The following is a 10,421-nucleotide window of genomic DNA, read 5'->3' as shown; positions in this document are numbered from 1 at the left end:
CCGCAACCTGACCAACCAACGCCGCCGCGTACGGTTGGCCTGCACACATCAAACGATCAACCCAGCGGCATGAGGGTGAGCTTCCCCCTCAAAGTCGAAGAGCCGAATATGGGTTGATCGGGATGCCGCCTTCCGTTCCATCCAAGGACAAGACCACGGAGGCAACATTTTTAGGGTCCCTGTTTGGGTGAAGTGAGCTGGCAGCCGTGATCATTTCCCAATCCCTTCCCAAGGGCTCCTGGCCAGCCTCGGCCTCGCACTGTTTCAGCAGGTCAGAGCCCTGTGAGGCTTGTCTCGATCATCTGACTCCTAAAGCGGGTGCCGCAGGTTCGAATCCTGCCGGGGGCACTCATCTCCACCAGGTATTTCGTGCACTGACCTGCGGTTTCTGAGCCGCAGGTCTTTTGCTTCCCAGGCCCTTGATAGGTCGCCGGAAGCACCCGTATGCAGCCGTAGGACCTTGATCAGGGGACATGCGGGGGATGATCTTGGACGCAATCCCCGAGGTCAGCGGCGGTTCCACTCCGCCCGGGATACCTATGCCAAGCATTCGGCCGCCAACGTCCCGGGCGGTGCGCACCCGCCTTTATCGCGGCTCGCTATAGCTGAAGTGAATCGGATGTACGAGCACGGCCGGTCGGGATAAGGTCCGGGTCGTGCGCCTTGATGCCAGTTCGAGGTCAGTTGCCGCGATACTTATCTGTTTCGCGGTCCTGACGGGCTGCTCGGGAGAACCGGAGCGGCCGACGCTGGAGGAAGCGACCCGGCAGCTAGTGAACGACGGGGACGCGCTGCTGTCGATGGTCAAGGCGGACCTGACCGGGCTGACGGAAGAGCGAGCCAACCAGGACCGGACGACTTCATGCACGCCGGGCGAGATCCAGCGGTATTTCATGGCCAAGGGTAACTTCACGGATCTGGCCAGTCAGGATCCGGTCAGTCGCATAGGGCTGCTGAAAGGCAAGCTTCAGGCCTTGGGCTATCGGGAGGTCGTGGACGAGCTCGACGTCTGGGAGGACAAGCTGGGCGTTGTGGTGACGCATCACGCAGAGGCCAATCTAACCTTCGTGCTGGTCGGGCGCGTCTCTGAGGCTCCCAACCTGGTGATCGTCGGCAAGACGGAGTGCTACCCTCGCGCCGGCTGAACGGGCTCAGATGGGATCGGGCACCTTCGCGGCTTCCTCGCGGAGCTGCCTGGCGCGGCGACGGAGGTTCTCGGCGGTGGTCAGGCACGAGTCCTCCAGGTCGCTCATCTCGCGTCTGAGCCGGACGGCATGTGTGAGATATCGCTCTGAGGCGGGTCCCTTCCAGAAGGGCTCGCTGTCGCTGGGCTTCGACGGGATGCCTGCAAACGCGTCGGCCACGGTTTGGGCGTATCTGGTGAAGGTGGAGGCGAGCGCCTCCTTTTCGGCGGCCTCACGGAGCAGTTGGTGTTTGACGGGCATGCTCAACCACCCCGTCTTTGCAGCGCCTGGACGAGGGCACTGAAGAGTCGTCCCTTGATCGCGTCTCTCATCAAGGCTCTGTCACCCGCGGCGAGCGGCATCTGTCCATGAGCCTTGAGCGAGTCGACCAGAAAGTTCGCCTGCTGTTCTACCAGCTTGTCGGCAACAGCTTCGGCGTCCTCGGGCGTCTTCTTGTCGAGGTAGTTCGTGATCATTTCTTTCATGACGCCCTTGACATCGTCGAGCCCCTTGTCCTTGCCGGTGGACACAACCGCGCTGTCGATGGGCAGGTACTTGTTGTTGACGAAGTCGACCGGCATGAGGACATAACCGGCTATTCGTTCGGCATACTCGTCGTCGCTCCACTCGGCGTATGTCGAGCCAGCCAGCAGCAGGTTCGACAGCGCCCCCGTCCGCGCGGCGAGGTTCAGGTGTGCCTCTCGCGCGTAAAGATCCGGGTCCAGAGGATGGAAGCGGCCCATATCCAGTTCCTTGGTGTAATTCTGTCCCGCCTTCATCAACGTGTCGGCCGCGGCGGAGTCCTGCATCAGCGCGCCCAGGAACCGAGCGCTCACCGTTGGGTCGAGCTTGTCCCATGGCGCTCTGGACTCCAGGTAGGGCACCTCTGGCGAGTTCCGCTCGGCCTGCCCTCGGGCCAGCTTGTCGAGGATGGGCGTGATGTCTTGTGCCAGCACTCGACTGATGGGCGAGTTGGCGAAGGTCCCGATGCCGCCGCCAACCCAGAGCGTGTGCTCGGACCCGATGCTGTTGATGACGGTGATCCAGGCCCGCTCACGCAGATCATCCGCACCGGCGCCGGGCTTCAACGCCCCATGCAGAGCCTTGGCCAGCGCCTCCTCGTACTCGGGGACGCCGGACGACCTGATTGTGTAGGCGTCCAGCATGACCCCCGCTTCCTTCTGATGCTCGACCAGTAATCGCCGGAACGCCTCTGGATTCGCCTCATACGCCTTGGCCAGGTTGTACAGGTTCCAGTTGGGGTCCGTGGGGAACGTGTCAGAGTTCGGCGGGCGGTTCAGCAGGTTGGTCGCCACCCGATTGAGGAACGTGCCGGACTGCGGCGCCTGGGCAACCAGGGCCGTCAGGATGTCCGATGGGGCTGTCTCCACCATCTTCTGCCAGTCGTTCCCGAGCCGTCCGAAGCCCTCCGCGCTGGCGAAGGCTCTCGCCAGCAGGCCCGGCGAGGAGTCGTCGGCCCGCGTGAGCGCGTCCGGGGTGAGCCCTCTGCGTGCCCCGGCGGCCTGGGTGTTCATCCAGTCGCGGAATAACTTCTGGAAGGTCGCGGGTCCGAGCGCTGTCAGCAGCGCCGCCGCATAGCTGGGATCGTCCACTCTGCCCTTGAGCGCCGCCAGAGCCTTCTCCACCGTGCTCCAGCTCTGCCCGGAAAGGAACTGATCGTGGTACTTGAGCGCCTCGGCGATGGCTGCCGCGTCCTTCTTGGCCGCCTGCGCCGCCGCTGTCTCGTTGCTGAAGGGAAAGGTGCTGGTCAGCATGCCCTTCTGATTCGTCGGCACCAGCCGCTTGATGGTGTAGATGCGCCATTTGAGGTCCTGCTGCGACTCGTGGAAGAACGCCCAGGTGCGGTGCATCGCCGCGACCCCCTCGCGGCCGGCCCACTGCTCGCCGGCCTCCGCGATCGCTGCTTCGAGCCCCGGCCGCGCCCTGGCGAGGACATCCTTTCCGGCTTCCATCTGGCGGATCAGCTTGTCTGCACCGAGGGGATCGATCCCGACGAACTCCCCCATGGCCCCTCCCCGAGGGTGTGGCTACACGCCGGGAGTCAAGCACATCAGACGTCTCGGGTAAACGCGATATACATTCTCAGAAGCAATCGAAAGCATCTGTGTACGGATAGTCGTGATAAGTATGGATTTGGTTGAACTCGGCCGCAGTACCCGGCTTGATTGTCGAAGGTGACCGAGGGGCGGCAATTCCATGCAGGTCAGAGGTCCACGCACCCACGCGCAGTGAAAATACAAGAGTGCAGAATCCCATCGCGGCATTGCCCCGACCCACCGATCCCACCACCAGCAACACCGCCGCCAAGGTCATCGAACAAAGCCTTGATGCGGTCTTCGACAACCCACCGAGCATCAAACGGACGGCATTCCTCAACCGTGCGGTAGACGCCTGGCGCGTTCGCGGCCAGGAAATCGCCAGGCCGACTCTCACGCTCGTCGGCGGCTACGCCGGATCAGGCAAGACCGAGTTCTCTCGCTTCTTGTCCGAAATCACCGGCTGGGCCCTCCTCGATAAGGACTCCATGACCTGCGCTATGGCGGAGCGCCTGCTTACATCACTCGGTGGGGATCTTCACGACCGGCACACCGAGCTCTACCTGCGCGAAGTTCGCCCACTGGAGTACCGGTGCCTGATGGAGACCGCCTTCGACAACCTGCACGTGGGAACCTCGGCCATCCTGGCCGCGCCGTTCATCGCCGAATTGGCCGACGCCGACTGGATATGCCGACTGACCGACCGATGCGCGGCCATGGGCGTTGACGTTGCGGTGATTTGGATGAGCTGCGACATCGAGTCCATGCGCCGGCACATCGAGTTCCGCAGCGCGGCCCGCGACGCCTGGAAGCTGGCCAACTGGGGCACCTACACCAGCGGGCTGGACATCCACAACATTCCAGCCACGGCAGACATCGCCGTCGATAACCGGCTGGGCGCCGCGATCGACCTGGTCAAGCAGACTCGGGAGAGCTTGAAGCAGGTCCTCACGTGACCGAACGGGAACAGACCCGTCACGAGCCTGCACAAAAGGAAGGCCCCGGCCATGGTGCCGGGGCCCGGGGCGAGCAGGTCTACGGGTCGAGAGCGTCGTTGATCTTTCCGTTGATTTGTTCTTGCTGGCCATCCATGCACTTGGCGTAGACCCGGAGCAGAACATCAACGCCGTGCCCGGCGCGCTTGGCAACCTCAGGGGCCGGGACGCCAGCGTTCAGCCAGAGCGACACCGCCGCATGGCGGAGGTCGTACGGCCGAGCAGCGAGTGACGACGCCACCTGCGCGGGGGTCAGAGCAAGCTTCCGTGCTTCCTGCCAGACGTAGGAGTATGCCGAGCTGGAGTAGACACCTCCTGTCCCCGTGCGGAAGATCCTGCCGTCCTTGGCCGTGCCGTACTCCGCGATGTGCTCGCGAAGCATCGCAACCAACACTGGCGGGATCGGGATCTCTCGCGTCTCCTTGTCCGCCCGGTGCTTCAGGCTCCGGGACTCGTGAGTCTCGCCGGAGTTCGTCCATCGCTTCGTGCCCTGAGGCCGCGCCCGCTCCAGGACGATCAGGCCCCATCCCGATTCGGGAAGGGTGCAGTTGTTCGCCCGGAGATCCGCTGCCTCCTCCGGCCGGAGCGCTGCGTAGTAGATGCAGCCGAACAGCGCCTTGAGCCGGGGCCCCCGCTTGCGGCCCACCATCGACACGGAGTCGAGGAGCTGCCTCGCTTGCATCGGGTTGACCACCGTACGAGGGTCGATGACCGTGACGGCCTTGGGCGCTGTCCATTTGATCTCGTTCAGGGGGTTGGCGCCGAACACCTTCTGCTCGACCGCGTGCTCCAGGAGGTGGTGGAGGATGGCCCGCTTGCGCCGTACCGTGTTCGCCCCAGCCGGGGCACCGGCGAAGGTCACCGAGATGGCGTCAAGCGCCGTACGGAGGACAGCCGCGTCGCCCAACGCCGACAGCGGAAGCGATGCCTTCTCCAGCCACCTCAAGGTCACACCCTGGGCCGGAGTGAGGTCGGCCCGCCGATCCTCGGGAAGGAGTGCGTGAATCCTGAGGACTTCCCGTAGGTCGTCAGTCTTGGGACGGCCAGGTCCGTCGGACAGCAAGGCGGGAACCAGCGACAGGAGCGCGTATGCGTCCGTCTCTCGGGTGCGGGCTGCCGAGGTCCGCCAGCGGCGAAGGACGTAGGACTGGGCGAATTCCAGGAACGACGGGCCAGAGGAGCCAGCAGCGAGCATCGACACCGGCAGGCCGGTCGCGATGTCGAACTCCTCCCCCACTTTGGCCGCCTGGCGTAGGTCGGACAGGAAGGCGTTCGCCAGGCCCTTGGTTCGGAAGCTCTTGGACCTCGCCTTGCCCGCGACCTTCCAGCGGGCGATGTAGGCGGGTGTGTCGCGGTCCGAGCGATGCTGAACTCCGCCGAGCTTCACGTCATAGGTGGTGTTCACCTTGCCTCCCGACGGGAGTTGAGCCAGGCCAGGAGATCACTCCGCCAGACGCGGAGTTCGAGGTTGGGCAGTTGGACGCAGACCGGCGCACGGCCGAGTTCGCGCCAGCGGTAGAAGGTGCGGCGGGAAACGCCGCCCAGTTCGTCGAGGACCTGCGGGACCGTAAGCAACTCGTCACAGCGACTCATCGGCCACCCCCGCGAGCTCTGGCAGGCGGGTTCCGGTGAGGGCGGCGGCGATGATCTGGTCTCCGGCGGAGTAGCCCTTGCCTGCGTACTGCCATTCGCTGATGACGAGGATGGTGTCTTCGTCGAAGAGGGGGAGGCGGCCGGTGGTGATGTCGTTGTCGCGGGTGTGGTGTTGGCGGGCTGCTCGGAGGGCGCCAAGCGTGGTGGAGTAGCGGCGGGAGCGGGTGGAGAAGTGGCCGCGGAATCCAAGCATGTGGGCCCAGTTCGTGAGGCGGAGTTCGGCCAGCTCCGGCAGGGCGCCGAGTCGCATGCATTCGGCGATGAGCCGCTTGGGGTGATCGCGAAGGTTGAAGGCGTCGAGATTGTCCAGGGGGTTGATGCGGCGATCCAGGGGGTTGATGCGGCGATCCAGGGTGCCGACGCACTCAGCGGCCTTGGTCGCGTACTTGGAGATGTAGCCGGCGACGGCTTGTTCGGTAAGGTCGCCGTTCAGGGTGATGGGGCGGATGTCGAGCTGGGTGCCCCAGCGCAGGACGCGTTCGGGCTGGTCCTCGTGGGCGGGTGCGGTGGCGGTGACCGCGTGGGCCGCGTGCTGGATGGCTTGGGTGAGGGTGTCGGTGGTGGCCCAGGCCGGGGGCGGTGATGCCGGTCCGCCGGGTGTGTCGAGGCGGATGACGGCGTGGAGGTGGACGACGCCGCGCCGCTGGTATTCGGCGACCTTGGCGAAGGACAGCGTCAGGTGGTGGCGCAGGTCTTTGAGGGCCAGGCCGCCGAGCTTGGCGAGGTGGCGGCGTACGGAGTCGGCGAAGCGCTTCCACAGCAGCGGGGCCAGGGCGTTGAACAGGACGCTTGCGGTGTAGTCGTAGCAGTCGGGGCAGAGCGGTTCACCGAGGCGCGGGTCGTCCTTGCTGTGCCGTTCAGTGCAGGAGAGGACGCGGCCGTGTGGGCAGGTGGTGGCGTTGCGGCGGGCGTGGCAGGGCTGGACCTTGCCGTTGTGCTCGCGGCGGGTGTGCACGGTGCCGAAGGTCGGGGCGGTCAGGGTGACGAACAGCGTCGGATGAGCGGTGACGGTCTCGGGGACGCCTTTGCCGCCGATGAGTCCGGCGCGGATGAGGTGGTAGGTGTCTGCTCGGTAGGTTTCGGCGCAGGAGGGGCAGCGGGTGGCGCGGCGGGTCTTGCAGGGGACGCGCAAGATGCCGTCGGGTTCGTGTTTGGTGGTGTAGCGGTGCAGGAGTGTCCCGGTGGCGCGGTCGTAGTGGTCAATCTTCCCGCGTAGGTGGATGGGTTGGCGGCAGCCGCCGGTGGCGCGGATTTGGGATGCCCAGCGGTCGTAGCCGGGGTGGTTGAGTCGGGCGATCATGCCCGCTTTGGCGTGCGCGTTGGCGTGGATTGTGGGCAAGATGGAGACCTCCTTTCACTCGTTCGGGTGAGGGGATGGCCCTCGACCTGGCGTGTGTCTTGGCGGATGTGCGGCCAGGCCGGGGGCGCCGCGCTGGTTAGGCGCCGTGGTTGTCGATGCCGGTGCCGTCGCAGTCGTGGCAGCGGGCGTTGTCGGTGTCGATTCCTGTGCCGTTGCAGGTGCAGCAGCGGTAGCGGATCACCAGCGGGTGTTCGGGCATGGCCTTCACCGCTTTTCGCGTGGTCGGGTGGTGAGATAGATGCGCCAGTGGTGGGGGTGGGCGCGGTCGGGGTAGACGCGTGAGACGCCGTAGACGGTGAAGTGCAGGCGCAGGCGGAACAGGGCGTCGACGATTTCGGCTCGGGTGCCGTCGATGCGGATGCGCATGATCGGTCCCTTCTGGTCAGGTGGCGGGTGCCGGGTCGGGTTGGATACAACCGCGATAGCTTTCCTCGGCGCGGTGGCGGGCGCGGGCGGCGGCGAGGATGGCTACAGCGCGGTATTCGACGGGGCCGAAGCGCCGTGAAGTGGCGTAGCGGCCGTACGGGATCTCTTTCTGGTCGATGACAGAGCCGATGCGCGCGGCGATCTGGTCGATCTCGGCGCACTGTTCGGCGTCGCTGTCGTGGCGTGAGAAGTGGTGCAGGGTGAGGCTCTTGGAGACGGGCAGGTCCGGGTGGTCCTTCAGGAACGCGGCCAGTTCCAGCAGGCCGTTGATGAGTGCGGCGCGGTGGTCGTAGGGCATCGGTCGGTCTCCCTTCTGATCAGGCAGCGCGCAGGGTGCGCAGCAGGTCGGAGGCGAGTTGGTTGGACACGCCCAGGTGGGCGCGTAGTGCGTCGCGGGTGATGGGTCTGCCGTGCCGGGCGTGGTGTTCGTCGGCGACGCGGCGGGCGAAGGCGACGAGCGCGGGCGCGAGGTCGCCGTCCCGGTCGTCCTGGTCCTGGGGGTTGTGCGGGACGAGTTCAGGGACGGGGGACGAGGCTAGGACGGGCGCGGACGACGCCGCCGGAGCCGGTTCGGGATGAGGGCGCGCGGCGCGGCGTTCGAGCATCGAGATGGCGATGAGGAAGGCGGCGGCTGGGGTGGCGGCGGTGATCCAGCCCCAGACGGTTGGGGCTGCTTGGGCGAGGTTGGCTGCCAGGGATAGGACGATGCCGCCGGTCAGGACGAGCACGGGCCACGACACTTTGTTCCGCCGGTCTTTGCCGGTGTTCTTGTCGCGTTGGCGTTCGCGGGCGGCCATGACGCAGGTCAGGTCGATGCAGACGGCGATGGCCCAGGACATCCAGCCGGTCTGGCCGTGCTCGGTGGCGGTCTGGCGGATGTGGGTGAACGATCCGGCACCCGCGATGGCGGCCAGGACGAGGACCGGGCCGGTGTCGAGCAGTCGGCAGACCAAGCGTCGCATCGTCGCACCCCTCCCTTCGGTTCAGGCGGTGATGGGTTCGGGCAGGTGGGTGGTGATCTCTGACCAGGACGGGGCGAGGTGGGCGTATGTCTGAGCTGCCTGTTCGGCGGTCTGCTCGCTGACGTAGAAGGAGCGGGCGCGATACCACTGGCCGTCCTGGCCGGCGACGATCGCGACGCCGGGTGTCTCGGCGGCGATTGCGCGAGCCGAGGCCAGGGCGGCAGGGTCGAGGTCGCCGAGCGTCATCGTGGCGGTCTCGGGGTCGTTGACCCGGTGGCAGATCCGTCCTGAGCATTGGGCGCGCAGGGCGGTGACGCCGGGGCCGAGGTCGGAGCCGATCCGCTGGCCGCAGCAGAACAGGTAGATGCCGAACGCCCGCCCGAGCTGCGCGACCCGCAGCAGCGCGGTGGAGGTTTTGGCGATCTCGTCCTTCTCGGACTTGTCGGCCATCAGGTAGAGCTCGGCCAGCTCATCGACCAGGACCACGACCGGCACCGGCCGCAGGGCGGGCGGGAGTTGCCAGATGTTGCGTGCGGACGCCTGACGGCACAACCCCATCCGGTCGATCATCAGGGCGACCAGATCAGCCAGCAGGCTGACGGACTCGATCCGGGAGGTGGCCAGCGCCGACAGCCGCGGCGCGTACGGCGTGAACTCCACCCCGCCCTTGAGGTCGAAACCGACCAGCGCCACGGGCTGCGCGGCCAGGCCAACAATCAAGGCGTTGGCCAGGTTGGACTTGCCAGACTGCGTCGCCCCGGCGTTCAGCCAGTGCGGCACCGTGCGGAAGTCGATGGTCCACGGCTGGCCGGTCTCCAACCTGCCCACGGTGACCTTGAGCAGGTCGGGTGAGGGCGGTAGCTCGTTCACCTTGACCAGCGGGTCACGCATGGTCGCCATGAGGACGACGCGGCCGGGCCGGGGTGAGGAGACGCGGATGGCGTGGACGCCCCAGGAGTGGGCGAGGCGTTCGGCGGCGTCGGCGTAGTCGCCGGGGGTTTGGCCTTCGAGGGTGTGCAGGGTGACGCGCCAGCCGTGCCGGGTGGGCAGCGGTAGCCACATGAAGGGTTTGGTGTCGACGGCGACGCGTTGGAAGCGGCGGCGGACTTTGACCAGGCCGGTGGAGGCGATCGCGCCGGGGACGGTGGTGAACCACCAGCGTTGCCGCTTCTTGGTCAGGTTGCAGCCGAGCGCGACGCGCCTCCACGAGGCGCGGACGGAGGCGGCGGTGAGTGGGAAGCCGATGGCGAGCCAGAAGGAGGGGTAGTGCAGGTGGCGCCAGGCCCGCAGCCCGGCCGCGATGGCGGCCAGGGCTGCGAGCACGATGAGCGCGTCAGACATCGGCGGCCTCCCTGGCGGGGAGCAGGGCCGAGGCGCGGTAGGCGATGCCCCACCGGCCGGCGATCTCCCAGACGTAGCCGAGCAGGCCGACGGCGGTGACGGTGTCGCCGGTGGTGATGGGCGGTTCGCCGGTGGTGCCGATCTTGACGAGTTCGATCCGGCCGAACTCGTCTTCGACCGAGACGGTGACCTCGTAGACGGTGTTGCCGTTCTTGTCGGTCTTGATCTCGCCGGTGTCGCGGTTGAGCACGCGCGGGCGCGGGGCCTTGACGCAGGTGATGGCGAGCTTGCTGACATCCACGGGGATCGGGACGGAACGCATGGGTGGTGACCTCCTTATTCGTCGTAGCCAACATAGTTAACCTAGTTGGCTCAGTTGTCAATGTTGGCATGGCTGTCTTGGTGTGGTGAGATTGACGCGATGGTCAAGAACACCGGCCGGG

General features: G+C 66.3%; 13 protein-coding genes. 2 read left to right on the top strand and 11 right to left on the bottom strand.

Annotated features, from left to right (window positions below):
- Positions 1–656: 656 nt before the first annotated feature.
- Entirely contained in the window at positions 657–1,145 is a 489-nt protein-coding gene (locus IEY82_RS38510) for a hypothetical protein (protein WP_189129237.1), read from the top strand.
- A 6-nt stretch (positions 1,146–1,151) separates the two neighbouring features.
- On the opposite strand, the gene IEY82_RS38505 is transcribed toward IEY82_RS38510, so the two are convergent.
- Positions 1,152–1,445, bottom strand: coding sequence for a hypothetical protein (locus tag IEY82_RS38505; RefSeq protein WP_189129236.1), 294 nt, complete (start codon positions 1,443–1,445; stop codon positions 1,152–1,154).
- Positions 1,446–1,447: 2 nt separating this feature from the next.
- Positions 1,448–3,211: a hypothetical protein gene (locus tag IEY82_RS38500; protein ID WP_189129235.1), complete on the bottom strand. Its 1,764-nt coding sequence runs from the start codon at positions 3,209–3,211 to the stop codon at positions 1,448–1,450.
- Positions 3,212–3,447: 236 nt separating this feature from the next.
- Here IEY82_RS38500 and IEY82_RS38495 point away from each other — a divergent pair, with 236 nt between their 5' ends.
- Positions 3,448–4,197 carry a P-loop nucleotide/nucleoside kinase family protein gene (locus IEY82_RS38495; RefSeq protein ID WP_225264395.1) on the top strand — a complete coding sequence of 250 codons (750 nt, stop codon included), beginning with the start codon at positions 3,448–3,450 and terminating at the stop codon, positions 4,195–4,197.
- A 79-nt stretch (positions 4,198–4,276) separates the two neighbouring features.
- Here IEY82_RS38495 and IEY82_RS38490 read toward each other — a convergent pair whose 3' ends face one another.
- The 9 genes from IEY82_RS38490 to IEY82_RS38455 all read right to left on the bottom strand — a co-directional run bounded on the left by IEY82_RS38490 (position 4,277) and on the right by IEY82_RS38455 (position 10,300).
- A complete protein-coding gene (locus tag IEY82_RS38490; protein WP_189129234.1) occupies positions 4,277–5,641 on the bottom strand; it encodes a tyrosine-type recombinase/integrase in 1,365 nt (454 codons plus the stop codon).
- A complete protein-coding gene (locus IEY82_RS38485; RefSeq protein ID WP_189129233.1) occupies positions 5,638–5,829 on the bottom strand; it encodes a helix-turn-helix transcriptional regulator in 192 nt (63 codons plus the stop codon). The genes IEY82_RS38490 and IEY82_RS38485 overlap by 4 nt, the downstream gene beginning before the upstream one ends.
- Positions 5,816–7,228: a replication initiator gene (locus tag IEY82_RS38480; RefSeq protein ID WP_308016030.1), complete on the bottom strand. Its 1,413-nt coding sequence runs from the start codon at positions 7,226–7,228 to the stop codon at positions 5,816–5,818. Before IEY82_RS38480 ends, IEY82_RS38485 begins: the two co-directional genes overlap by 14 nt.
- Positions 7,229–7,325: 97 nt before the next feature.
- Positions 7,326–7,448, bottom strand: coding sequence for a hypothetical protein (locus IEY82_RS40080; RefSeq protein ID WP_263648929.1), 123 nt, complete (start codon positions 7,446–7,448; stop codon positions 7,326–7,328).
- Positions 7,449–7,453: 5 nt separating this feature from the next.
- Positions 7,454–7,615 (bottom strand): hypothetical protein, encoded by a 162-nt coding sequence (locus IEY82_RS38475; RefSeq protein ID WP_189129232.1) that lies wholly within the window; start codon positions 7,613–7,615, stop codon positions 7,454–7,456.
- A gap of 16 nt (positions 7,616–7,631) precedes the next feature.
- Complete coding sequence (locus IEY82_RS38470) at positions 7,632–7,973, bottom strand: hypothetical protein (protein WP_189129231.1); 342 nt, start codon at positions 7,971–7,973, stop codon at positions 7,632–7,634.
- Between the two features lie 19 nt (positions 7,974–7,992).
- The gene (locus tag IEY82_RS38465; RefSeq protein ID WP_189129230.1) at positions 7,993–8,637 is read right to left on the bottom strand and encodes a DUF2637 domain-containing protein; all 645 of its coding nucleotides are present in this window, start codon (positions 8,635–8,637) and stop codon (positions 7,993–7,995) included.
- A gap of 21 nt (positions 8,638–8,658) precedes the next feature.
- Positions 8,659–9,978, bottom strand: coding sequence for an FtsK/SpoIIIE domain-containing protein (locus tag IEY82_RS38460; RefSeq protein WP_189129229.1), 1,320 nt, complete (start codon positions 9,976–9,978; stop codon positions 8,659–8,661).
- Positions 9,971–10,300 (bottom strand): SCO3933 family regulatory protein, encoded by a 330-nt coding sequence (locus IEY82_RS38455; protein ID WP_189129228.1) that lies wholly within the window; start codon positions 10,298–10,300, stop codon positions 9,971–9,973. Before IEY82_RS38455 ends, IEY82_RS38460 begins: the two co-directional genes overlap by 8 nt.
- Between the last annotated feature and the right edge of the window lie 121 nt (positions 10,301–10,421).

The organism is Nonomuraea cavernae, from assembly GCF_014646355.1.
GTDB lineage: Bacteria > Actinomycetota > Actinomycetes > Streptosporangiales > Streptosporangiaceae > Nonomuraea > Nonomuraea cavernae.
This window is presented reverse-complemented; position numbering and strand designations above follow the sequence as displayed.